Annotated in this window: 20 protein-coding genes; 13 read left to right on the top strand and 7 right to left on the bottom strand. The window is 68.8% G+C overall.

Going from position 1 to position 21,976, the window contains the following annotated elements; genetic code table 11:
- Positions 1 to 97: 97 nt before the first annotated feature.
- The 3 genes from ACFPUZ_RS09765 to ACFPUZ_RS09775 are packed head-to-tail and all read right to left on the bottom strand — an operon-like array spanning position 98 to position 3,099.
- A complete protein-coding gene (locus tag ACFPUZ_RS09765) occupies positions 98 to 292 on the bottom strand; it encodes a helix-turn-helix transcriptional regulator (protein ID WP_377001727.1) in 195 nt (64 codons plus the stop codon).
- Positions 285 to 749 (bottom strand): hypothetical protein, encoded by a 465-nt coding sequence (locus ACFPUZ_RS09770; protein ID WP_377001728.1) that lies wholly within the window; start codon positions 747 to 749, stop codon positions 285 to 287. Before ACFPUZ_RS09770 ends, ACFPUZ_RS09765 begins: the two co-directional genes overlap by 8 nt.
- A gap of 28 nt (positions 750 to 777) precedes the next feature.
- Positions 778 to 3,099: an ATP-dependent RNA helicase gene (locus ACFPUZ_RS09775; RefSeq protein WP_377001729.1), complete on the bottom strand. Its 2,322-nt coding sequence runs from the start codon at positions 3,097 to 3,099 to the stop codon at positions 778 to 780.
- Positions 3,100 to 3,115: 16 nt separating this feature from the next.
- Here ACFPUZ_RS09775 and ACFPUZ_RS09780 point away from each other — a divergent pair, with 16 nt between their 5' ends.
- Positions 3,116 to 3,808, top strand: coding sequence for an alpha-ketoglutarate-dependent dioxygenase AlkB family protein (locus tag ACFPUZ_RS09780; RefSeq protein ID WP_377002252.1), 693 nt, complete (start codon positions 3,116 to 3,118; stop codon positions 3,806 to 3,808).
- Here the strand turns inward: ACFPUZ_RS09780 and ACFPUZ_RS09785 are convergent.
- Together ACFPUZ_RS09785 and ACFPUZ_RS09790 are read right to left on the bottom strand one after the other, a co-directional pair.
- Positions 3,801 to 4,097: a helix-turn-helix domain-containing protein gene (locus tag ACFPUZ_RS09785; protein WP_377001730.1), complete on the bottom strand. Its 297-nt coding sequence runs from the start codon at positions 4,095 to 4,097 to the stop codon at positions 3,801 to 3,803. The two genes, ACFPUZ_RS09780 and ACFPUZ_RS09785, sit on opposite strands and share 8 nt — an antisense overlap.
- A 67-nt stretch (positions 4,098 to 4,164) precedes the next feature.
- Positions 4,165 to 4,305, bottom strand: coding sequence for a hypothetical protein (locus tag ACFPUZ_RS09790; RefSeq protein ID WP_377001731.1), 141 nt, complete (start codon positions 4,303 to 4,305; stop codon positions 4,165 to 4,167).
- A gap of 559 nt (positions 4,306 to 4,864) precedes the next feature.
- Between ACFPUZ_RS09790 and ACFPUZ_RS09795 the strand changes: the two genes are divergently transcribed.
- From ACFPUZ_RS09795 to ACFPUZ_RS09825, 7 genes are all read left to right on the top strand, one after another.
- Complete coding sequence (locus tag ACFPUZ_RS09795; protein ID WP_377001732.1) at positions 4,865 to 5,578, top strand: SDR family NAD(P)-dependent oxidoreductase; 714 nt, start codon at positions 4,865 to 4,867, stop codon at positions 5,576 to 5,578.
- Positions 5,579 to 5,604: 26 nt separating this feature from the next.
- Positions 5,605 to 5,898: an RNA-binding S4 domain-containing protein gene (locus tag ACFPUZ_RS09800; protein WP_377001733.1), complete on the top strand. Its 294-nt coding sequence runs from the start codon at positions 5,605 to 5,607 to the stop codon at positions 5,896 to 5,898.
- A complete protein-coding gene (locus tag ACFPUZ_RS09805; RefSeq protein WP_377001734.1) occupies positions 5,899 to 6,708 on the top strand; it encodes a VOC family protein in 810 nt (269 codons plus the stop codon).
- Positions 6,698 to 6,976, top strand: a complete 279-nt coding sequence (locus ACFPUZ_RS09810; RefSeq protein ID WP_377001735.1) for an MGMT family protein — start codon at positions 6,698 to 6,700, stop codon at positions 6,974 to 6,976. The genes ACFPUZ_RS09805 and ACFPUZ_RS09810 overlap by 11 nt, the downstream gene beginning before the upstream one ends.
- Positions 6,973 to 8,013: an NAD(P)-dependent alcohol dehydrogenase gene (locus ACFPUZ_RS09815; RefSeq protein WP_377001736.1), complete on the top strand. Its 1,041-nt coding sequence runs from the start codon at positions 6,973 to 6,975 to the stop codon at positions 8,011 to 8,013. The genes ACFPUZ_RS09810 and ACFPUZ_RS09815 overlap by 4 nt, the downstream gene beginning before the upstream one ends.
- On the top strand, positions 8,013 to 9,041 hold the full coding sequence (locus tag ACFPUZ_RS09820) for a YihY/virulence factor BrkB family protein (protein ID WP_377001737.1): 1,029 nt from the start codon (positions 8,013 to 8,015) through the stop codon (positions 9,039 to 9,041). Before ACFPUZ_RS09815 ends, ACFPUZ_RS09820 begins: the two co-directional genes overlap by 1 nt.
- A gap of 356 nt (positions 9,042 to 9,397) precedes the next feature.
- The gene (locus ACFPUZ_RS09825) at positions 9,398 to 10,432 is read left to right on the top strand and encodes an Abi family protein (protein ID WP_377001738.1); all 1,035 of its coding nucleotides are present in this window, start codon (positions 9,398 to 9,400) and stop codon (positions 10,430 to 10,432) included.
- Between the two features lie 374 nt (positions 10,433 to 10,806).
- Here ACFPUZ_RS09825 and ACFPUZ_RS09830 read toward each other — a convergent pair whose 3' ends face one another.
- The gene (locus ACFPUZ_RS09830; protein WP_377001739.1) at positions 10,807 to 11,703 is read right to left on the bottom strand and encodes an alpha/beta hydrolase family protein; all 897 of its coding nucleotides are present in this window, start codon (positions 11,701 to 11,703) and stop codon (positions 10,807 to 10,809) included.
- Positions 11,704 to 11,797: 94 nt separating this feature from the next.
- On the opposite strand from ACFPUZ_RS09830, the gene ACFPUZ_RS09835 reads away from it, so the two are divergent.
- The gene (locus tag ACFPUZ_RS09835; RefSeq protein WP_377001740.1) at positions 11,798 to 12,418 is read left to right on the top strand and encodes a CG0192 family protein; all 621 of its coding nucleotides are present in this window, start codon (positions 11,798 to 11,800) and stop codon (positions 12,416 to 12,418) included.
- Positions 12,419 to 12,424: 6 nt separating this feature from the next.
- Here ACFPUZ_RS09835 and ACFPUZ_RS09840 read toward each other — a convergent pair whose 3' ends face one another.
- On the bottom strand, positions 12,425 to 14,365 hold the full coding sequence (locus ACFPUZ_RS09840) for a M13 family metallopeptidase (protein ID WP_377001741.1): 1,941 nt from the start codon (positions 14,363 to 14,365) through the stop codon (positions 12,425 to 12,427).
- Between the two features lie 44 nt (positions 14,366 to 14,409).
- Here ACFPUZ_RS09840 and ACFPUZ_RS09845 point away from each other — a divergent pair, with 44 nt between their 5' ends.
- The 4 genes from ACFPUZ_RS09845 (at position 14,410) to ACFPUZ_RS09860 (ending at position 21,866) form a co-directional block, all read left to right on the top strand.
- Complete coding sequence (locus tag ACFPUZ_RS09845) at positions 14,410 to 15,012, top strand: hypothetical protein (RefSeq protein WP_377001742.1); 603 nt, start codon at positions 14,410 to 14,412, stop codon at positions 15,010 to 15,012.
- Positions 15,009 to 15,872 (top strand): PrsW family intramembrane metalloprotease, encoded by an 864-nt coding sequence (locus ACFPUZ_RS09850; RefSeq protein WP_377001743.1) that lies wholly within the window; start codon positions 15,009 to 15,011, stop codon positions 15,870 to 15,872. The genes ACFPUZ_RS09845 and ACFPUZ_RS09850 overlap by 4 nt, the downstream gene beginning before the upstream one ends.
- An 86-nt stretch (positions 15,873 to 15,958) precedes the next feature.
- Positions 15,959 to 20,449 carry a glutamate synthase large subunit gene (gene gltB / locus ACFPUZ_RS09855; RefSeq protein WP_377001744.1) on the top strand — a complete coding sequence of 1,497 codons (4,491 nt, stop codon included), beginning with the start codon at positions 15,959 to 15,961 and terminating at the stop codon, positions 20,447 to 20,449.
- Positions 20,442 to 21,866, top strand: coding sequence for a glutamate synthase subunit beta (locus tag ACFPUZ_RS09860; protein ID WP_377001745.1), 1,425 nt, complete (start codon positions 20,442 to 20,444; stop codon positions 21,864 to 21,866). The genes gltB and ACFPUZ_RS09860 overlap by 8 nt, the downstream gene beginning before the upstream one ends.
- The last annotated feature ends 110 nt before the right edge of the window (positions 21,867 to 21,976 follow it).

The raw sequence follows: 21,976 nt of genomic DNA on the forward strand, positions 1-21,976 counted from the left end.
GCTGAGTCGCAGGCAAACTCCGGGGTGCCGGGTGGGGTGTGACCGTACCAACGGTCGGGCCCACCCGGCATTGCCGATTCCGGTGGGTGGAGGAGACTCAGTCTTCAGGGTAGAACAGATCCTCGATGCGCCGACCGAAGGCCGCCGCGATCTTGAACGCCACGGGCAGCGAGGGGTCGTAGCGGCCCTTTTCGATGGAGATGACCGTCTGACGGCTCACGCCCAGCACGTCGGCCAGCTTCTGCTGCGACCACCCCATGTCGGCGCGGGCGGCGGACACGGAGTTATCCATCGCCGAGGCCGCGCTGCTGGACCCAGTAGCGGAGGCCGAAGTCGAACCATCCGAGCAGAAGCAGAAGCAGGAGGGTGCCGGACCCGTTGAGGGACCACCCCAGGCTCTCGGCGAGCAGGAAGGCGATGATGCCCAGACCGGCGACGGTCATGATGTCGAAGAAGGCACCGCGGGCGGCCCGGTTGAGCCAATGGCTCTCCACGCTGTCCTCGGGGTTGTCCAGCGCCCCGGTGAGCGTCGAGCGATCGACCAGCAGGACCCACGTCAGGGCGAGGGTGACGGGCAGGCTGGTCAGTGCGAAGACGGACGCGACCAGCCAGGTGGAATCCTGGGAATTGATGACGGTGCCCAGGGCGCCGATGAGTGCGGCCAGCACCAGGCCGAGCAGCAGGGTGGTGAGCAGGAGGGTGACGGGGCCACCGCCGAAACGGGCGCGGCCGAAACGTGAGGTGTTCATGAGGTCCTCCCTTTCTGTCAAGGGTGCTTTACATCCGCTTCTTGGTCCGCGCCGTGGCAGGTGCGGACCAGGGATCCTCCGGCCACGGGTGCTTCGGGTAGCGGCCGCGCATCTCCGCCCTCACCTGGGCGTACGGTCCTGACCAGAAACTCGCCAGGTCATCGGTGACGGCCAGCGGGCGCCCGGCGGGGGAAAGCAGGTGGAACTGCACCGGCACCCCGGCGAGCACCGGGGACTCGGCCAGGCCGAAACACTCCTGCAGTTTCACGCTCACCACGGGGCGGCCGCTGGAATAGTCCACGCGGTGCCGGCTCCCGCTGGGGACGAGCAGTCGCTCGGGCGCCAGCTCCTCGAGCCGCGTCGCCTCAGGCCACGGCAACAGACGTTGGAGCGCCGGATACATGTCCACCTTGTGCAGAGGAAGCCCCCGCGCGACCTTCTCCAACTCCGGGCCGAGCCACACCTGCGGGTCCGCGGACGCCACGTCGGGCCACGGCTCACCGAGCTGTTCATGCAGGTAGGAGAGGCGTTCGCGCAGGCCCTGCGCGGAGTCGGAGAAGCGGAACATGCCCAACCCCTCCTTCTGTACGGTCGCGGCCAGCGCTGCGGCGGCGTGCTCCGGCGGCACCGGCACCGGGGTGGAACTGAGCTCGATGGCGCCGAGGCTGAGAACCTTGCGCCCCCGGATTTTGCCGTCGCGCATGCTCGCGACGATCGAGGACGTTTCCCCGACGACCTCCCTGGCCTGCGCCTCCGTCAGCCGGGCCGCCGCCCGGATCGTCGCCCCGGCGCGCCCGGCGCGCGAGGAGCCGCCGCTCCGGGTCACCTCCGCCACCGCCAGCCAGTCGGCGCCCGTCAGTCCCAGGTCCCCGGGCAGCACGGCGCGGGTGCCGCTGGCCAGCAGATACTCCTCACCTACGCGCCGGGCCACGCGGCCGGGAAACGCCAGCGCGGTGATCACGCCGGGGTCGGACTCGCCGGAGCCCCCCGACACCAGTCGGGACAAACGCGAGACCTCCCGGGCCGGGGGTTGGGCGCGGGCCACGTCGCCGCGCGGGGAATCGGCCAGGACCGCCACCGTCCGGGCGGCGGCCGGGCCGCATTCCACCAGGGCCCGGCCCAGGCGGGGGTCGACGGGCAGGGCGGCGAGGCGGCGCCCGAGGTCGCTCGCCTCGCCGGTGGGCGTCACGGCTCCGATGCCGCGCAGCACCGTCTCGGCGGAGTCGAGGGCGGGGGAGGGAGGGGCGTCGGCAAGCGGGAGCCCGCTGCCGCGGGGCGTACCCCACACGGCCATCGTCAGCGCCGCCTGCGTGAGGTCGGAGGTGGCGATCTCCGGGGTGATGTGGGGGCGAAACTGCTGGTAGTCGGCCTGCGTATAGGCGCGGATCACCCGGCCGGGCCCCTCGCGGCCGGCGCGACCGGCGCGCTGATCCACGGTCGACTGCGCCGCGGAGACGGTGACCAGGCCGGTCATGTCGCGGGTGGCGTCGCGACGCGGCACCCGCGAGAGACCCGAATCGACGACCACGCGCACGCCAGGGACGGTGAGCGAGGACTCGGCGATGGAGGTCGCCACGATGACCCGGGCCCGTCCGGAAAGCGCCGCATCCTGTTCCCGGGCGTCGAGCGAGCCATGCAGCGGCACCGCCCCCGGGATGCGTTCCACGAGGTAGGACACCTCGCGCACGCCCGGCACGAAGACGAGCACGGCGTCGTCATGCCCGCGCGCCAGCCCGGCGAGGTGGTCGAGAAACTCACGATTGTGGGCCGCCCGCCCCGGATGCGGCGCGTACTCGATGCTCAGGGGATGGGTCACCGCGGGGGTGTCCAGCACGGGCGCGTGCATGAGAGTGGCGAACTTCTCCACGTCGAGGGTCGCGGACATCGCCACCACCGCCAGGTCATCGCGCAGTTCCGCCAGCTCCAGCAGCATGCCCAGGACCAGATCGGTGTCCAGCTGCCGCTCGTGGACCTCATCGACCGCCACGGCCGCGATGTCCGTCAGCTCCGGATCCGCCATGAGTCGCCGCAGCAGCACGCCCGGCGTCATGAACTCCACCAGCGCACCCGGGTGGTGCTCACCGCGGACCGAGAACCCGACGCGCTCGCCGATCCGGGAACCGTCGAGAAGCGCCAGACGCCGCGCGGCCGCGCGCACCGCCACCCGACGCGGCGCCGTGACCAGTACCTTCCCGCCGGTGTGGTTGGCCAGCGCGGGCGGCACGAGCGTCGTCTTGCCCGTGCCGGGCGGTGCCTGCACGACAAGCGTGCGCTCCAGCAGGCCGGGCAGCTGGTCGATCGTGTCGGCGACGGGCAGGCCCGCGCCGATGCGCTCCAGGTCAAATAGCATGGTCCCCATTGTGCCCCTGCTTTTCGACGCCCCCTTCCCCCGCCCCGCCACCCGCATCCGGGACGGGGTCGCACACGTGCCCGGGTTCCTCGACCTGTCGGCACAGGCGGAGCTGGTCGCGCAGTCCCGCGCCATCGCCCGCTCGGTGGCCGGGACGCCCGTGGCCATGGCCCGGCCGGTGGTCGGATCCGGGCAGATGAGCGTGTACACCCTGTCGCTGGGCCGGTTCTGGGCGGCCAACCCGTACCGCTACGTCCGCGCCGTCGACGGGGCGGACGCCGCACCGATCCCGCCTGCGTGGACAGGCCTGGCGCAGCGCGCGCTGCTGGCCGCGGCGGAGGTGGCGGAAGAACTCGCGCCCTGGGCCGACGGGAGTTTCCGCGCCGAGGCCACCCTGGTCAACTACTACCGACCCGAGGCCACCATGGGCCTGCACGTCGACGCCAACGAAGCCGCGGACGCCCCGGTCATCTCCCTGTCCATCGGCGACGAGGCCCTGTTCCGTATCGGTCACACCGAGGGTCGCACCCACCCCTGGAATGACGTCACCCTCATGTCAGGTGACCTCATCGTCTTCGGGGGCCCGGCGCGCCGGGCGTATCACGGGGTGCCGGCCGTCCGGCCCGGGACGGCGCCCGCGGGGTGCGGGCTGGGGGAGGGAAGGTTGAACATCACCATCCGGCAGGTGGAACGCACTGAGGTCAGATAGTGGCCCGGTGTGATGTGTGGTCAGTCGAGAGGTCGCTCATCGACGTGGCGTTGACCGCATCCAAGCGAAGAAGGGCGCCGGCAGCCTTGGCGTACTTGCGGAGGGTGGCGGCGGTGAAGTTGGTCCCGCCCTTCTCGAATCGGTAGATCATCGCTGCATCGACATCCATCGCTGCGGCCACCTCGGCCACAGTGACGCCGTTGGCCTTCCGGATCTCCCGGAGCTTGAGCACCAAGTCAAGCTGGCTGTCGGCGTTGGCGGCACCGAGCAGGTGCTCATCAATGGGCATGGTCGCCTCCTGGGGTGGACTCTACGCTTCAATATGCCATAAAAGTCAGAGAATGTCCCGGATCGTTCTACCGCTGCTGGACGCGATAGGTGAAGATTGAACTCTTTCCGCACCACCTCATCACGGCCTCTCCTGCATCGGTCATGTGCTTGTCCTGCTCACCGGTCTTCACCCCATGGACCCCGCCTTTCTCCTTCACCGAGGCCATGAGGACATCATCAATCTCTCTATCCGGTTCCCCCTTCCGGCGAAGGTCACTGAAGTACCCGCGCCAGAATGGGCCTCTGTCGTCCACCGCGTCTGAGCCGTAGACCCGAAGTTCACCGAGCCAGGGAATGGGGCTCACCCCGGGGCGGCGCCGACCGAATGCGCGCAGACCAACGGGCACGTGGTGGGTGTGCTCGTGGAACTGAGCTGGGGCCGAGCCCTGCATTCTCGATCACGGGCAGGCCCTGTCGCTGAGCTCGCCTGAGCAACGCCTCGTATAGTTCGGCGGCTGCCTCGTCCTGACTGTAGAAACGGGCCATCTCGCCGAGATAACGAGGAGTCCGATGGAGGATGGCGCCTGATCGATGAAATCGGCAGTCGGTGTCTTTCACGGAGTGAGTCACCCGCTTATGGGCAATGGTATCCACGGCACAGAACACCACAGATCCTGACGCCTCTCCACCGGTGCACTCCGTTCGCCAGCTGAACGCGCACCTCAGGGCCCTAGTCTCCCCCGAATCCCGCGCGGCCTGAGCCCACCCCCTCCTACACTGGCCCCCATGACCAAGAAGATTGCTGTTATCACCGGCGGTGGCTCGGGCATCGGTGCCGCCGCCGCTGTCGCCCTGGCCGAGGACGGGTACCACGTGGTGGTGGCCGGTCGGCGCGTCGAGAAGCTGGAGGAGGTGGCCGCGCGGACGGGCGGCACCGCGCTGCAGCTGGATGTGACGGATGACGCTTCCGTCGCCGCCTTTGCCGCGGAACTGACACAGCTCGGCCACGTCGATGTGCTGGTGAACAACGCCGGCGGCGCGCACGGCCTGGACACGCTGCGCGAGGCGGATCTCGCGGACTGGCAGGTCATGTACGACACGAACGTGCTCGGCGTCGTCCGGGTCACGAAGGCGCTGCTGCCGCTTCTCGACGCCGCCGAAGGGCTCATCATCAACATCGGTTCCATGGCCGCCCTCACCGCCTACCCGGGTGGTTCCGGCTACAACGCCGCCAAGTTCGGCCTGCGGGCCCTGACCCGCGCGTTCCGCCTGGAGGAGGTCAACAACCCGATCCGCATCACGGAGATCGATCCGGGGCGCGTGGCCACCGACTTCTCCCTGGTGCGTTTCAAGGGCGACGCCGCCAAGGCCGAGGCCGTCTACGCCGACAAGCTCAACCTGACGGCGGAGGACATCGCGGAGGCCATCCGCTGGGTGGCGTCGCTGCCGAAGCACATGAACATCGACACGATGAACATCATGCCGCGCGATCAGGCCTGACTCGGGGGCGGCTAGACTGGGCGACCATGCACGCCCATGAGGTCGCGATCCGCGACGAGACGATCAAGCTCGGCCAGTTCATCAAGCTCGCCAGCCTGGTGGCCACCGGCGGCGAGGCCAAGGAGGTCATCGCCGCGGGTGAGGTCACGGTCAACGGCGAGCCCGACACCCGCCGTGGTCGCACCCTGCGCCACGGCGATGTGGTGTGTCTGGCCGGGCAGTGCGCGCGTGTGACGGCGGCCGCCGCGGACGAGGATGATTTCTTCGACGAGGCCACCGCCGATGATGATTTCGATCCCGAGAAGTGGAGAAACCTCTAGATGCCCGCATTCGAGGCCGTCGGCGGCATGCCGTACTGGATTGACCTGACCACCTCCGACGTGCGGAAGTCCGCGCACTTCTACTCGCAGCTCCTCGGCTGGGAGATCGAGGGCGAGGACTACCGCCTGGCCCGCGTCCAGGGCCTCCCGGTCGCCGGTTTCATCCCGCAGCCGGAGGAGGGTGGCGCCTTCCCGGACACGTGGATCACCTACTTCCTCGCCGACGACATCGACGGCCAGGTGGCGCAGGTCGCACGCCTCGGCGGTCGCGTGCTCGCACAGCCCACCGAGGTCGGGATCGGCCGGATGGCCGTGCTTGTCGACGCCGCCGGGGCCCTCTTCGGCCTCGTCGAGCCGGGCGGCGAGGACGCCTTCATCGCCGCCGGAGAACCGGGCACCCCGGTGTGGCACGAGCTCACCGCCACCACCCGTTTCGAGGACGCCATCGACTTCTACCACGGCCTGCTCGACTGGGAGCTCGTCTCCCTGGAGGCCAGCGAGGAGCTGACCTACACCACGGCCGTCGTCGAGGGTGCGCCCTTCGCCGGCCTGTGGAAGGCCGAGGGCGTGTTCCCGCCGGAATTCCCCAGCTTCTGGCAGTCCTACCTGGGCGTGGTCTCCATCGACGAGGCCGTGGCCCGGGTGCCGGAGCTCGGCGGCGAGATCATCACCGAGCCCTGGGACTCGGAGTTCGGCCGCCTGTGCCGTATCGCGGACTCCACCGGTGCCGTCGTGGTTCTGTGCGAGGTCGAGGAGTACGTGGAGCAGGACATCCGCGAATCGGACCCGCTCGAGGGCGTTGATCTCTGAGAAGGTTGCGGCGGTGCTCGCGGTCGTCGATAAGCTGCGCGACGGCGAGGTGACCACCTACGGCGACGTCGCCGCGGAAGCCGGCACCGGCCCGCGCCAGGTGGGCCGCATCATGGCCGAGTACGGGCATCTGACCGCCTGGTGGCGAGTCGTGCGTGCCGACGGATCCTCGCATGACCCCGCGCGCTCGATCCCGCACTGGGACGCCGAAGGCATCCCGCACAACGGGCGGGCCGTGCGCTGGTCCGACTACTCTCGGAGGGCATGAGTACCGTTCGCGCCTGGGGCACCCCGGGCTTCGCCCAGCCCCTGGAACCGGTGAGCATCACGCGCCGCGAGCTGCGCGCCGATGACGTGCGCATCCGCATCGAATTCGCCGGCATCTGCCATTCGGATATCCACACCATGCGCGGCGACTGGGGGGAGCGCGAGTATCCGCTGGTCCCGGGGCATGAGATTGTCGGCATCGTCGAGGCCATCGGCGAGTCGGTCACCGCGTTCGGAGTCGGCGAGCGCGTCGGCGTGGGTTGTTTCATCGACTCCTGCGGCACCTGCCACCCCTGCTCACTCGGGGAGATCTCCTACTGCGAGGAAGGCCCGACCGTCACCTACGGCGGCCTCGACCGGGTGACCGGCGAGGTCACGCAGGGAGGTTACGCGCAGGAGATCGTCGTGCGCGAGGACTTCGTCGTCCGCATCCCCGCGGCGCTCGATCCGGCCGCGGCCGCCCCGCTGCTGTGCGCGGGCATCACCACCTACTCCCCGCTGCGGCACTGGGGTGCGGGCCCCGGGACGCGGGTGGGCATCATCGGCATGGGTGGCCTCGGGCACGTCGGCGTGAAGATCGCCGCCGCCCTCGGCGCCGAGGTCACCGTCTTCTCCCATTCGGGCGCCAAGAAGGACGACGCCCTGCGTTTCGGCGCGGTCCGCCACGTCTCCACCGCCGACGGCCTGCCCGCCGAGCTGCACCGGCACTTCGACCTGCTGCTCAACACCGTCTCCGTCGACCTGGACGCCGCGGCCTGGCTGGAACTACTGCGTCTCGACGGCGCCCTCGTCCAACTCGGCCTCCCCGGCGCCCCGCTCGCCGCCCCCGCGCGCATGTTCACGCAGGCCCGCCGCTCGCTGAGCGGCTCCCTGGTCGGCGGCATCCGCGAAACCCAGGAGATGCTGGACTTCTGCGCCGCGCACGGCATCACCGCCGACATCGAGCTTATCGACGCCCCCCTCATCAACGAGGCCTACGACCGCACCATCGCCTCCGACGTCCGCTACCGCTTCGTCATCGACGCCGCGACCTTCTGATGAACACCCGACCCCGACTGAGCTCCCGCGGCTGGCGCTACGCCGTCGGCCGGGTCATGCGGGAGTTCTGGCTCGGCGGCGGCCCGGACCTGGCGGCCAAACTCACCTTCTTCACGCTGCTCTCCTTCGCCCCGACCATCCTCGCGGTCTACTCCCTGGCCACCGTCGTCCTGGCCAACAACGCCGACCTGGTGGAGGAACTGACGGGTGAGTTCATCGCCGGGTACGTGCCGGGGGAGTACCAGGACTCGGTGCGCGGCGTTATCGACATGGTCATCGGATCCCAGGCCGGGGGCGTGGTCGGCGCGATCGTCGGCGTGGCCATCGCCCTGTGGTCGGCCTCGGCCTACGTGCGGGCGTTCTCGCGCACGGCGAACACGGTGTGGAGCCAGATCGAGGGCCGGTCCCTCCTCCGCCTGTGGGCGACGATGTTCCTGCTCACGTTCGCGCTGCTCAGCGGTATCGTCGGCATCCTCGTGTCCTTCATGCTCAACGACACCGTGGTCAACGCCACCCTGGGGCAGGTGGCGGGACCCCTCGGCCTCGGCGGCACCCTCGACTTCCTCCTCGGGGCCTTCCTCCCCGTGTGGCGCTGGGTGAAATGGCCGGTGATCCTCGGGCTGGTGGCGGTGCTCATCGCCGTGCTCTACTACTTCACCCCCAACGTGAAGCAGGCCCGTTTCCGCTGGCTGAGCATCGGGGCCTTCGTGGCCCTGGTGGGACTGAGCCTGGTGAGCATCGGCTTCTGGCTCTACCTCTCCTACTTCTCCGCGGTGAGCTCTTATGGTGCGATCGGTACGATACTGGCCTTCATGTTCGCTCTCTGGGGTGCGAACATCATGCTCGTGCTCGGGATGAAGGTCGACGCTGAGGTGGAACGCGTCCGCCAGCTCAAGGAAGGTCGCGACGCCGAGCGGGAGATCGACCTCCCGCCACGTTCCACCCGCCAGGTCGAACGCACCGAAGCGATGCGGGAGCGACTCGAGGAACGCGGCCGCGACCTGCGGGAGCGGTACCAGGCGGAGTGAGGGTGTGAGATTTTTAGGCTGGGGGAGGCTCGGGATGGCACGCCACCTGGGGTTTTCCTTGATGCCTGGCGCCGCGATCCTGAAAAGCTGACATGCCTGCGGGGAGTGGGCGATCCCGAGTGAGGGTGTGAGCCTTTCAGGCCGACCGCGCTAGCCACCTGGGGTTTTCCATCTCAGCTACTGGCAAACAGCCAACCATCCTGCGCCGATGGCCTGGAATGCTGGCTCGGGGGTGGACAGCCAAGTTAACTTTCATTTCTGCCCCCCAGCTGCTACCATCACTGTCACACACACCACACCCGCTCGCAATGAAAATTGTGATGGTGTGGTTTTCATTTTTTTGGGGGCTGGGAATCATGAAACAGAAGTACGAGAAGCCGCACCTATCTTATGAGGATCAACTGCGGAAACTGCAGGAACGTGGCCTAGCAGTGTCTGATGGTCAGCGCGGACTTGAGGTGCTGAAGCGCGTAGGCTACTACCGCCTTTCTGCCTACTGGTACCCGCTGAGGGTCATGAAGCCTGGCAATAAGAGAACTACTCGATGGAACTACCGCTTTGATCATTTTCGGCCAGGCCATTCCCTCGAGGAGGTGAGAGCCCTTTACGAATTCGATGCTAAGTTGCGGGCTCTCACTTTCGAAGCTCTGCAAGTTATCGAAATAGCGTTTAGAGCGGCAATCGCGTACTACGCCGGCAAGGAGCACAAGTATATCCACCTCGAAAGGGGGATGCTGGACAAGAAGAAATGTTCCCACGTTCCGAAGAATAGCGATAAGGATTCATACTCCCAGTGGAAAATGCAGTACGAGAGGCAGCAGAAAAGGGCAGGGGGCGAAGATTTCATAAGTCATCATATTAATCGCTATGGAAACAGGCTGCCGATCTGGATAGCGACCGAATTCCTTGATTTCGGCAGCATATCTATGCTTTATAGTTACCTACCGCGGAATATCAAGAACGAGATTTCGCCCGGTTTTGGCGTATTGCAAGGAGAATCCCTCGCCAGCTGGATGAGAAATCTCAATTATGTGAGAAATATTATTGCCCACCACTCCCGACTGTGGAATAAATTCATTGTAACGAGGTTGGAGCAGCCAGGCCGGGCGATCGTGGATCCCGGCCTGTATCATCTGGCGGATTCAAGCGATAAAGATACCTTCAGTAAGGTGTATCCGTCGCTCGCCGTCATTGCTTACATATTGTCATTTATTGATCCAGAGAATGACTGGCGTCACCGCATGGTTTCGCTGATTGGTGAATTTCCAACGGTGGAGGGATTGAATCCGGTAGCTCTTATGGGGTTTCCGAGCAACTGGGAATCCCTAGGCCTCTGGAAGACTGACGTCGCATTTATCAATGGAGCAGCTGTTCCCCCGTGGTATCGCTAAGGCACCGACATCCCACGACAAAAGGGCAATCCCATCACACCGACTATGCCGACGCCCTCGAGAGTCAGTGACCTACGGGAGCGGGGCCAGGCGCAGTGAGCGCGTGAGAGTTTCAGGCCCGCCGTGCCTCCAGGGCACATGCCGCCTGGGATTTTCCCTGATGCCTGGCGCCGTGATCCTGAAAAGCTCACACGGAGGACGGAGCTCGGACTATGCCGACGCCCTCGAGAAGTCAGTGACCTACGGGAGCGGGGCCAGGCGGAGTGGGGATGTAAGATTTCCAGGCCGACCGCGCCTCGGGAGGGCACATGCCACCTGGGGTTTTCCCCGTCGCCGAGCGTCCCGAACCTGAAAAGCTCACACGGAAGGGCGAGTCAGGCCTGCGCCCGCAGGAACTCCGCCACATCCGCCACCCGCTGGCGCGCCACCTCGGGTGTGCTCACGCGGTGCCGCGCAACGTACTCCTTGACCTGGTGCCCGCCGGTGTCGGGGCGCTCCGCGATCTCGTCCTGCAGGGCGATCTGCACCAGGCTCGGCGGCCAGGACTCCGGGGCGGGGACAGACTGTCCCGCCCGGATGTCGTCGGGGAGGCCGGCGACGGAGGTGAGGTCGGGGAAGGTGAGCACGAGGGCGTCGAAAAGCGAGGCGTTCATCGCCGCCAGGGCCGCACCGGAGGAGTATCCCCAGCCCGTGAGGGAGCAGGCGTTGTGGTGCTTCGCGTAGCCGACGGCCTTGCGGACCAGGGAGTTCATCTCCGCGACGGTGCTCTGCGGGGCGAGGGGGTAGTCGAGGTCGAGGATGACCGTGCCGGAGCGCTGCGCGGCGGCCGCGACCTCCGGACGCCACGCCATTTCCAGTGCATTGCCGGAGCCCCGCCACCAGCCCCCGGAGTGGAAGCTGATCGCCCACGCGCCGGTCGGCTCCGTGGGGGTGAACAGGCGGCCGCCGACTTCGGGAACCTCGGAGACCTCGATGCCCTCGGCCCACACGACACCCGGCATGGAGTGGTCGAGGCCGGAGCCGAGCATGAGCATCGCGGCATGGGTGAGGCGGTCGGGCAGGCGCGCGATGTAGTTGTCCGCGGGGTCGGGATCACCTTGCCCGCCCTTCCACGGCGGGGTGAAATCGGGGAGTTCGTAATGGGCGTCGATGTAGGAGTAGAGCTGCTCGAGCTGTTCCTCGGCCGGCATCGGACGGTCGACGCCGCCGACCTGGAACTCGGCACGGAACTTCTCTTCCTGCAATTCTTCGGGGGTCTTCTCAGCGCTCATGGTGGACAGCCTAGTGGCGGGGAGCCTCCCCCGGGGCGTCGTTCGGGACTACGCTGGTGCCAAGAGCCTGATCGACGACTAAGGGAGCCACACCATGAGCGGCGAAGCACTCATCTACGACGCAGAACTCGACCCGACGAAGGACGATATCGCGGCGCGGTATGCGGGCATCGTCACCCTGTTGGGCAGCTACCGGCTGGTGGATCCGGACGGCGAGGTCGGCATCGAGGTGCTCATCGGCTCTGATCTGGACGGCCGTGGCGTGCAGCTGCCGCTCACCTACCGTCCCAGCGAACTCGACTCCCGGCACACGCTGCTGGAGATGGATCACAGTGAACTGGGTCGCCGCTGGGTGTCCAACGCGCTGGGCGATCCGGTGGCGGTCACCCAATTCATCCGCACCATCATGGAGGGCGATGACGGCGCCACCCGTTCCGACGGGATCCCCGCCGCCCTGGACATCCGCGGCTCGGGGAAGTCCGAGAAGGTGGACATCACCGACGTCACCCTCACCGAGGTCACCCGCCAGCGGGCCGTGGGGCACGCGAAGTTCGACGGGAAGCTGCGCAACTTCCAGCTCATCGTCCCGCACCTGCTGCGCCGCCTCAACCTCACCGGCGTGGACGCCAACACCGCCCGCCTGCACCTGGTGGGCTGGCTGCCGTCGATGCCGGAGAAGCAACGCGTGTGCGCGGAGCTCAGCGTCCGGGAGTAGACCCATCTACCAGATGGTCACGCGCTCCGCGGGGTGGATCCACATCGCGGAGTCCTCGGTGACCTCGGGGAAGGCCTGGTAGAACTCGTCGATGTTGGCGGCGATGACGTTGCAGCGGAACTCGGCGGGGGAGTGGGGGTCGATCGCCAGGTACTGCTGTGCCTGCTCGGGGCGGATGGCGGTACGCCACACCCGGGCCCAGGACAGGAAGAGGCGCTGCAGGCCGGTGAACTCGCGGCCCTCCATCTCGGGGGAGGCGTCGTCGACGGAGAACTCCGCCACCGGTGAGGTCTCGAAGGTGAGGCCGCGGTCGGCGAGGTAGCGTCGGTACGCGATGACGGCGATACCCAGTCCGCCCAGGTCACCGATGTTCTCGCCGAGGGTGAATTCGCCGTTGACACCCTCGGAATCGATGCCGGCGTCGCGGAGCACGGAGGGGATGAGCCCGGTGAACTGGCCGACGAGCTTGTCGGTGAGCTGCGTGAAGGCCTCGCGGTCTTCCGCGGTCCACCAGGAGCGCAGGTTGCCGTGACCGTCATACTGGGAGCCCTGGTCGTCGAAACCGTGGCCGATCTCGTGCCCGATGACCGCACCGATGGCCCCGAAGTTCTCGGCGGCGTCCATGTCGGGGGAGTAGAAGGGGGCACGGAGGATGGCGGCGGGGAAGGTGATGTCGTTGACCACCGGGTTGTAGAAGGCGTTGACGGTCTGCGGGGTGGAGAACCACTCGTCCCGGTCGACCGGCCGGCCGATCTTGTTCAGCTCATAGTCCTGCAGGAACGCCGAGGCCGCGCGGACGTTGTCCAGCAGCGCCCCGCCCGCGGCGTCGAACGACAGGCCCTCGTAGGAACGCCACACGTCCGGGTAGCCGATCTTCGCCTTGAACTGGTCGAGCTTCTCCAGCGCGCGCTCCTGCGTCTCGGCGGTCATCCACGGCAGCTGGGAGATGCGCTCGCGGTAGGCCTCGACGAGGTAGTCGACCAGCTCGAGCATCTCCGCCTTGGAGGAGGTGGGGAAGTGCTGCTCGACGAAGATGCGGCCCACCTCCTGGCCCACGAGCGACTCGACGAGGCCGACCCCGCGCTTCCAGCGGTCGCGCTGCTGCGTCGCCCCGGAGAGGAGGGTGCCGTAGAACTCGAAGTTCTTCGCCCCGATCTCCTCGGGCAGGACGCCGGCGCGGGTGCGCAGGATGTGCCACGTGGCCCAGAGCTGCCAGTCGGCGAGGCGGTCGTCGGTGAGCAGGCCGGCGAGGTGGGTGACGTAGGAGGGCATCATGGACACCAGGCGGTGCTCGGGCAGGCCGGTGCCGGTGAGCAGGCTGCGGATCACCGCAGGCAGGGTGGCAAATTCCACCGGGTTGTACGTCTTCACGGCGTCGCGGGTGGACACCACGTCCCAGTGCCCGGCGGCGAGCTCGGTCTCCAGGGCGATGATGCGCTCGGTGGCCTCCTCCGGGGTGAGGCCGAAGAGGCGCGCCGGGTCGAGGAAGCGGAGCATGTCGGCGATGTGGCGTCGATAAGCGGCGACGACGGTGGCGTGCCGGGGCTCGCGGTAGTACGCCTCGTCGGGCAGGCCGAGGCCGGACTGGATGAGGTAGGCGACGGCCTCCTCGGAGTCGGAGTCCTTCTCCACCCAGAAGGTGAGCGGCGCGGCGACGCCGAGGCGCTCGAGCTCCCCGAGGCGGGCGGCGAAGGTCAGGGCATCGGAGGCGGCCAGCAGGTCGAGATCGCTGTCCAGCGGAGCGATCCCGGCGCCGTTGACGCCCGCGACGTCCATGAAGGAGTGGAAGAGGGTGCCGGCGCGGCCGGTGTCGGTGGTGATGATGGCGCGGACGTCGGCCTCGGCGTCGTCACGCAGCTTGTGGAAGGTGCCGTCGACACCGCGGTCCTCCGGGATCACATGGGTGGCAAGCCAGGGGCCGTTGACGTAGGCGTAGAGGTCATTCATGTCCCCAACTCTAGGTGAGTGACGGGGCATTAGGGTGGGGTCTCATGACCTCCTATCGGCTCCAGCCCGCGACGGACCGGCGGTGGTGGTTCTCGCTGTTCGGCGTGACCACCGCCGTGCTGCTCCTGCCCGCACTCCTGCTTCTGGTCGTCCCGACGCGGTCGGTGTCGGAGCAGGTGGTCCTCGGTTCCGAGGAAGGCTGGGGCATCCCGCTCGACATGTCGTGCCGCCCCTCGAGCGATGTGCTGCTCGCCGGGTGGCAGTGCGGGGACGTCCTCGCCCAGACGATGAACGTCGAGGGCGGCACCGACCCGGAGCGCACGCTGCGCCGCATGATGCGCGCCATGCTCTACCTCACCCCCTCGCCGGAGGCGGAGGTCCTGCGGGAGGGCACGGCCCGGATGCTTATCGACGACTACTCGCGCAGCGTCGGCATGACCCTCGAAGGCAGCGGCGAGGATGAGGGCGTGACCATGGTGGTCGTGCTCTCCGGTCCCGGCGGACAGGTCGCGCCCTTCGCGGACACCGTGTGGCGGGAGTTCACGGGGCGGGAGCTGCCCGACGTCGTCCGGGAGGCGATCGAGGCCCCGCCCGGCGGCGACAGCGGTTTCCCCCTGCCCCTCGAGCCCCAGGTGGTGACGGCATGAGCAGGTTGTTCCGCGCCAGCCTCATCGCGCTGAGTGTGCTCGGCGCCCCGGTGCTGCTGTACCTGTTGGCCAGCAATTTCCTCCTCTCCTGGGTGGGTGCGACGCTGGGCCTGGCGCTCGGCCCGCTGTACCTGGTGTTCGTCCTGTGGCTGCTCAGCCGCTCGCCGATGTGGCCGGCGCGCGAGGGGGCGGGCCCGAAGTGGGTGCTGGCCTCGCTGCTGTGGGGCGGGGGAGTGAGTTTCGCGCTGGTCATGCTCTTCGGTATCCCCATCCTCACGCTCACCGATCGCCTCGGGTGGCAGCTGGTGTCGGCCTCCTTCGGCGGGGCCTATCCGGAGGAGATCGCGAAGCTGCTCGGGGTGGGGGTCATGCTCTTCACCTTCCGGGCGCTCAACCGGCCGTGGCACGGGCTCATGACGGGCGCGGTCATCGGGCTGGGCTTCGAGGTGGCGGAGAACATGATGTACGGCTCCTTCGGCGCGATGCTCCACCCGAACACGGACCTCGCGGGCAGCCTCGACATCTGGGGCCTGCGGGTGTTCGCGGGCCCGGGCCTGCACATCGTCTTCTCGGCGCTGGCCGGGTGGGGGCTGGGTCTGGCGGTGTTCGTCGCCGGGCGTTCCCGTGCGTGGCGCGTGGCGACGGCCGGGGGCTGGCTCTTCGTGGCCTTCGCCCTGCACTTCGCGTGGAACCTCATGTGGCCGCGGGAGGCGTGGCTCATCGCGAACTACATCGTCGTCGCGGCGGTGATGTACCCGCTGTTCATCGCGGTGTGGGTGCGGGCGCACCGGATGGCGCGGGCGGACCGTTCCTATGCTTTCAGCCCGGCCCCGGTGACCACTCTGGAAACTGTGGGATAAGTCACGTCGACCCTATTACCTATTGCTCGACAGGCACTCGTGTAGTTTTCTGTAGATCGACAGACAGATAACACGAGGAGGCAATCATGCGCCGAACTGGTCTCTACAACCCGGCCCACGAGCACGACGCCTGCGGCGTCGGATTCGTCGCGGACCTGCACGGGCGGGCGTCGAGAAGCATCGTCGACCGCGGCCTGCAGATCCTGCACAACATCGAGCACCGCGGGGCTGCCGGCGCCGATCCGGACACCGGCGACGGCACCGGCATCCTCCTCCAGATCCCCGACGCCTTCTACCGCGAGGTCGTCGACTTCGACCTGCCCGCCCCCGGCCACTACGCCACCGGCATCGCCTTCCTGCCCACCCGCCGCATGGATCTTCTCGACGCCCGCCGCGAGATCGCGGAGATCGCCGTCGAGGAAGGCGCCGAGATCCTCGGCTGGCGCGAGGTGCCAGTCGACCCCCGCGGCCTGGGTACCGCCGCCCGCGAGGCCATGCCGCGCTTCCACCAGCCCTTCCTCACCGCCGCGGGCCAGTCGGGCATCGACCTCGACCGCATCATGTTCTTCGTGCGCAAGCGCTGCGAGCGCGAACTGGGCACCAAGCACGGCCAGGACACCGTCTACTTCCCCTCGCTGTCGGCCCGCACCATCGTGTACAAGGGCATGCTCACCACGCCGCAGCTCGGGCGCTTCTACCTCGACCTCGGCGACCGCCGCCTCACCTCGGCCATCGCCCTGGTGCACTCCCGCTTCTCCACCAACACCTTCCCCTCCTGGCCGCTGGCCCACCCCTACCGGCTCGTCGCCCACAACGGGGAGATCAACACCGTCACCGGCAACGAGAACTGGATGCGCGCCCGCGAGGCCCTCATCAACTCCGCCCAGCTCGGCCCCCTCGAGCGGGTCCTGCCTGTGTGCACCCCCGGCGCCTCCGACACCGCGCGTTTCGACGAGGCCCTCGAACTCCTCCACCTCGGCGGCTACTCCCTGCCGCACGCTGTCGCCATGATGATCCCGCAGGCCTGGGAGCACCACCCCACCATCGACCCGGAGCTGCGCGACTTCTACGAGTACCACTCCTGCCTCATGGAGCCCTGGGACGGGCCGGCCGCGGTCGCCTTCACCGACGGCACCCTCGTCGGCGCCGTCCTCGACCGCAACGGCCTGCGCCCCGGCCGCATCTGGGTGACCGCCGACGACACCGTCATCATGGCCTCCGAGGCCGGCGTCCTGCCCGTGGACCCGCGCGAGGTGGTCAAGCGCACCCGCGTCGAACCGGGCCGCATGTTCCTCGTGGACACCGCCGCCGGGCGCCTCATCCCCGACGAGGAGATCAAGGCCCGCCTCGCCGGCACCGCGGACTACCGCGCGTGGATCGCCGAGAACTTCGTGCCGCTGGCCGACCTGCCGCAGACCCGCTACGAGTACATGCCGCACGAGCGCGCCGTCCTGCGCCAGCGCGTCTTCGGCATCACCGAGGAGGACGTCGACCTCATCATCGCCCCGATGGCGCTCCACGCCACCGAGGCCCTGGGTTCCATGGGTTCCGACACCCCCATCGCGGTGCTCTCCCAGCGCCCGCGCATGCTCTACGACTTCTTCGCCCAGCGCTTCGCCCAGGTGACCAACCCGCCGCTCGACGCCATCCGGGAGAAGCCCGTCACCTCCCTGGCCACCCTCCTCGGCGCCCAGTCCGACGTCCTGCACCCCGGCCCGGAGGCCGCGCGCCGCATCCGTATCGACGCCCCCGTCCTGGACAACCACGACCTGGCCACCCTCATCCACGCCGACGACCACGGCGAATGGTCCTCCTTCCACGCCAGCGTCATCTCCGGGCTCTACCCGGTCGCCCACCACGGCGCCGGCATGCGCGAGGCCATCGACCGCGTCCTGCGCGAGGTGGACGAGGCCATCGCCGCCGGTTCCTCCCTCATCGTGCTCTCCGACCGCGAGTCCGAGGAACGCCACGCGCCCATCCCCTCCCTGCTGCTCACCTCCGCCGTGCACCAGCATCTGGTCACCGAGCGCACCCGCACCCGCTGCTCCCTCATCATCGAGTCCGGCGACGCCCGCGAGGTCCACCACCTGGCCATGCTCGTCGCCTTCGGCGCCGACGCCGTCAACCCGTACATGGCCCTCGAGACCATCGACGAGCTGCGCATGGTCGGCCAGCTCGGCGACCTCACCCTCGACGAGGCCTGCACCAACTACGTCACCGCCGCCACCTCCGGCGTGCTCAAGGTCATGTCCAAGATGGGCATCGCCACCGTCGCCTCCTACCGTGGCGCCCAGCTCGCCGACGTCACCGGCCTCTCCCAGGAGCTTCTCGACGCCCACTTCGGCGGCCTCCCCTCCCCCCTCGCCGGCATCGGGCTCGACGAGCTCGCCGCCGACGTCGCCGCCCGCCACCGCTCCGCCTTCCTGCCCCGCCCCGAGGAGCTCGCCCACCGCGACCTCGACCTCGGCGGCGAGTACAAGTGGCGCCGCGAGGGCGAGTACCACCTCTTCAACCCGGAGACCATCTTCACCCTCCAGCACGCCACCCGCACCGGCCAGTACGCCGTCTTCCGCGACTACACCCGCGCCGTCGACGACCAGTCCACCCGCCTGGCCACCCTGCGCGGCATGCTCGAGTTCGCCTCCGACCGCCCGCCCGTGCCCCTCGACGAGGTCGAGCCCGTCTCCGCCATCGTCTCCCGCTTCTCCACGGGCGCGATGTCCTACGGCTCCATCTCCGCCGAGGCCCACGAGACCCTGGCCATCGCCATGAACCGCCTCGGCGCCATGTCCAACTCCGGCGAGGGCGGCGAGGACCCGGCCCGCTTCGAGCGCGACCGCAACGGTGACTGGCGGCGCTCCGCCATCAAGCAGGTTGCCTCCGGACGCTTCGGCGTGACCAGTCACTACCTCAACAACTGCACCGACATCCAGATCAAGATGGCCCAGGGCGCCAAGCCCGGCGAGGGCGGCCAGCTGCCTCCGGACAAGGTCTACCCGTGGATCGCCGAGGTGCGCATCACCACCCCCCACGTCGGGCTCATCTCCCCGCCGCCGCACCACGACATCTACTCCATCGAGGACCTCGCCCAGCTCATCTTCGATCTGCGCAACGCCAACCCGGATGCCCGGATCCACGTCAAGCTCGTCGCCGAGCAGGGCGTGGGCACCGTCGCCGCCGGGGTGGCCAAGGCCCACTCCGATGTCATCCTCATCTCGGGCCATGACGGCGGCACCGGCGCCTCCCCGCTCACCAGCCTCAAGCACGCCGGTGGGCCCTGGGAGCTCGGGCTCGCCGAGACCCAGCAGACCCTGCTGCTCAACGGCCTGCGCGACCGCGTCCGCGTCCAGTGCGACGGCCAGCTCAAGACTGGTCGCGACGTCATCATCGCCGCCCTGCTCGGCGCCGAGGAGTACGGCTTCGCCACCGCGCCGCTCGTCGTCGAGGGCTGCATCATGATGCGCGTCTGCCACCTGGACACCTGCCCCGTCGGCATTGCCACCCAGAACCCGGACCTGCGCGCGAAGTACAGCGGCCGCGCCGAGCACGTGGTCAACTTCTTCACCTTCCTCGCCGAGGAGATCCGCGAATACCTCGCCGAACTGGGCTTCCGCACCCTCGACGAGGCCATCGGCCAGGCCCACGTCCTGCGCCAGCGCACCGACGCCGAGTTCGTCGCCGCCCACCCGCGCGCCGCCCAGCTCGACCTGCGCCCGCTCCTGGAGATGCCCACCGGCACCCCCCGCCAGACCACCGTCCAGGAGACCGGCCTGCGCGGCGTGCTCGACGAGCGCCTGCTCTTCGACGCCGAGGAGACCATCGACGCCGCCGCCCGCGGCGCCCGGAAGCGCATCGACCTCGCGTACCCGATCACCAACACCGACCGCACCGTGGGCACCCTCACCGGATCGCGCATCACGCGGCTGACCGGCGCCGTCGGCCTGCCCACCGACACCGTCCACGTCACCCTCACCGGCTCCGCCGGCAACTCCGCCGGCGCCTTCCTCCCCTCCGGCCTCACCCTCAACCTCGTCGGCGACGCCAACGACTTCCTGGGCAAGGGCCTGTCCGGCGGGCGCCTCATCCTCAGCCCCCACCCGGAGGCCCCGCCGCAGCTTCTCGACGACCAACCCGACATCATCGCCGGCAACGTCATCGGCTTCGGCGCCACCTCGGGCGACATCTACATCCGGGGTGCCGTCGGCGAGCGCTTCTGCGTCCGCAACTCCGGCGCCGTCGCGGTCGTCGAGGGCATCGGCAACCACGGCTGCGAATACATGACCGGCGGCCGCGTCATCGTCCTCGGCGAGGTCGGCGACAACTTCGGGGCCGGTATGTCCGGCGGCATCGCCTACCTCGCCCCCATCGGCGACCTCGACCGGAAGGTCAACCCGGGGCTGGTGGACGTCGAGAAGCTCGACGACGAGGACCTCGCCTTCCTCGAGGAGACCATCGAACGCCACCGCCGCCTCACCGGATCCACCAACCCGTGGCAGGCCCGCGACCTCGTCAAGATCCTGCCCCGTGATTACCAGCGAGCCCTCAACCAGCAGAAGGAGGTCGCTCATCATGGCTGACCCGCACGGCTTCCGCAAGCACACCCGCACCGACCTCCCGCACCGTCCCGTCCCACTGCGGCTGCTCGACTGGCAGGAGGTCACCGAACTCGCCGACGTCACCGACCAGGCCGCCCGCTGCATGGACTGCGGTGTGCCGTTCTGCCACTCCGGCTGCCCGCTGGGCAACATCATCCCCGAGTGGAACGACCTCGTCCGCCAGGGCCGCTGGCGCGAGGCCTGGGACCGCCTCCACGCCACCAACAACTTCCCCGAGTTCACCGGGCGCGTGTGCCCCGCCCCCTGCGAGGGTGCCTGCGTGCTCGCCATCAACGACGACGCCGTGGCCGTCAAGGACGTCGAACTCGCCATCGCCGAGCACGGTTTCGCCGCCGGCTGGGACACCCCGATCCGTCCCTCCTTCGCCACCGGCATGCGCGTGGCCGTCGTCGGCTCCGGACCCGCCGGCCTCGCCGCCGCGCAGCAGCTGACCCGCGCCGGCCACGAGGTCACCGTCTTCGAGCGTGACGACGCCCCCGGCGGCCTCATGCGCTACGGCGTCCCGGAGTACAAACTCGAGGACCGCTTCCTCGACCGCCGCCTCGCGCAGATGCGCGCCGAGGGCACCGTCTTCCGGTGCGGCGTCTCGCCCTCCGCCCTGGACCTCGCGCTTTTCGACGCCACCGTCCTCGCCACCGGCGCCCCCGTCGCCCGCGAGCTGCCCGTCCCCGGCCGCGAGCTCGTCGGCATCCACCAGGCCATGGACTTCCTCCACGGCGCCGAGCAGGATTCCCGTGCCATCGACGCCCGCGGGAAGAAGGTCGTCATCATCGGCGGCGGCGACACCGGCACCGACTGCTTCGGTACCTCTCTGCGCCAGGGGGCGGCCAGTGTCACGCAGTTCGACATCCGCCCCCGTGCCCCGAAGATGCGCGCCGCCTCCACCCCCTGGCCCCAGTACCCGCTGGTGTGGCGCCTGGCCACCGCCCACGAGGAGGGCGAATACGTGGAGACCGCCGAGCGGCGCTTCTCCGTCAACACCGTCTCCTTCTCCGGCGCGGACGGGGCCGTGACCACGATCCACGGCAACGAGATGACCGTGGTCGACGGGCGCCGCATCCCGGTCCGGGGCACCGACTTCGAGATCGACGCCGACCTCGTGCTCATCGCCCTCGGGTTCACCGGCGTCGAGCGCGACGGTCTCCACGCTGAGCTGGGTGTCGATGTCGACGAGCGCGGCCGCCTCGTCCGCGACGACCAGTACCGCTCGTCCGTGCCCGGCGTCTACGTCGCCGGCGACAACGGGCGGGGGCAGTCGCTCATCGTGTGGGCCATCGCCGAGGGGCGCGCTGCTGCCGCGGCCGTCGACGCCGACCTCATGGGCGAGACCGCCCTGCCCGTGGCCGTCGCTCCCGAGGACCGGCCGCTGGGTGTGTAGGCCCGGGTGACGATGTCGTCGTACACGACACCGCCCCTAGGACCAGAAGGTTGGTCCTAGGGGCGGTGTCGCGTCCGGGGGTGGGTGACGAAATCGTGCTCCCGGTCGGC

Origin of the sequence: Corynebacterium nasicanis (genome assembly GCF_042658165.1) — a bacterium.
Classification (GTDB): Bacteria; Actinomycetota; Actinomycetes; order Mycobacteriales; family Mycobacteriaceae; genus Corynebacterium; species Corynebacterium nasicanis.

What these genes read in the sequence shown, in the direction of transcription:
- ACFPUZ_RS09845 (WP_377001742.1), top strand. Translation starts at nt 14,410, where the DNA reads ATGACCTCCTATCGGCTCCAGCCCGCGACGGACCGGCGGTGGTGGTTC.
- ACFPUZ_RS09770 (WP_377001728.1), bottom strand. Translation starts at nt 749, where the DNA reads ATGAACACCTCACGTTTCGGCCGCGCCCGTTTCGGCGGTGGCCCCGTC.
- ACFPUZ_RS09800 (WP_377001733.1), top strand. Translation starts at nt 5,605, where the DNA reads ATGCACGCCCATGAGGTCGCGATCCGCGACGAGACGATCAAGCTCGGC.
- ACFPUZ_RS09840 (WP_377001741.1), bottom strand. Translation starts at nt 14,365, where the DNA reads ATGAATGACCTCTACGCCTACGTCAACGGCCCCTGGCTTGCCACCCAT.
- ACFPUZ_RS09795 (WP_377001732.1), top strand. Translation starts at nt 4,865, where the DNA reads ATGACCAAGAAGATTGCTGTTATCACCGGCGGTGGCTCGGGCATCGGT.
- ACFPUZ_RS09830 (WP_377001739.1), bottom strand. Translation starts at nt 11,703, where the DNA reads ATGAGCGCTGAGAAGACCCCCGAAGAATTGCAGGAAGAGAAGTTCCGT.
- ACFPUZ_RS09835 (WP_377001740.1), top strand. Translation starts at nt 11,798, where the DNA reads ATGAGCGGCGAAGCACTCATCTACGACGCAGAACTCGACCCGACGAAG.
- ACFPUZ_RS09790 (WP_377001731.1), bottom strand. Translation starts at nt 4,305, where the DNA reads ATGGCCTCGGTGAAGGAGAAAGGCGGGGTCCATGGGGTGAAGACCGGT.
- ACFPUZ_RS09820 (WP_377001737.1), top strand. Translation starts at nt 8,013, where the DNA reads ATGAACACCCGACCCCGACTGAGCTCCCGCGGCTGGCGCTACGCCGTC.
- ACFPUZ_RS09785 (WP_377001730.1), bottom strand. Translation starts at nt 4,097, where the DNA reads ATGCCCATTGATGAGCACCTGCTCGGTGCCGCCAACGCCGACAGCCAG.
- ACFPUZ_RS09765 (WP_377001727.1), bottom strand. Translation starts at nt 292, where the DNA reads ATGGATAACTCCGTGTCCGCCGCCCGCGCCGACATGGGGTGGTCGCAG.
- ACFPUZ_RS09850 (WP_377001743.1), top strand. Translation starts at nt 15,009, where the DNA reads ATGAGCAGGTTGTTCCGCGCCAGCCTCATCGCGCTGAGTGTGCTCGGC.
- gltB (WP_377001744.1), top strand. Translation starts at nt 15,959, where the DNA reads ATGCGCCGAACTGGTCTCTACAACCCGGCCCACGAGCACGACGCCTGC.
- ACFPUZ_RS09805 (WP_377001734.1), top strand. Translation starts at nt 5,899, where the DNA reads ATGCCCGCATTCGAGGCCGTCGGCGGCATGCCGTACTGGATTGACCTG.
- ACFPUZ_RS09825 (WP_377001738.1), top strand. Translation starts at nt 9,398, where the DNA reads ATGAAACAGAAGTACGAGAAGCCGCACCTATCTTATGAGGATCAACTG.
- ACFPUZ_RS09815 (WP_377001736.1), top strand. Translation starts at nt 6,973, where the DNA reads ATGAGTACCGTTCGCGCCTGGGGCACCCCGGGCTTCGCCCAGCCCCTG.
- ACFPUZ_RS09775 (WP_377001729.1), bottom strand. Translation starts at nt 3,099, where the DNA reads ATGCTATTTGACCTGGAGCGCATCGGCGCGGGCCTGCCCGTCGCCGAC.
- ACFPUZ_RS09860 (WP_377001745.1), top strand. Translation starts at nt 20,442, where the DNA reads ATGGCTGACCCGCACGGCTTCCGCAAGCACACCCGCACCGACCTCCCG.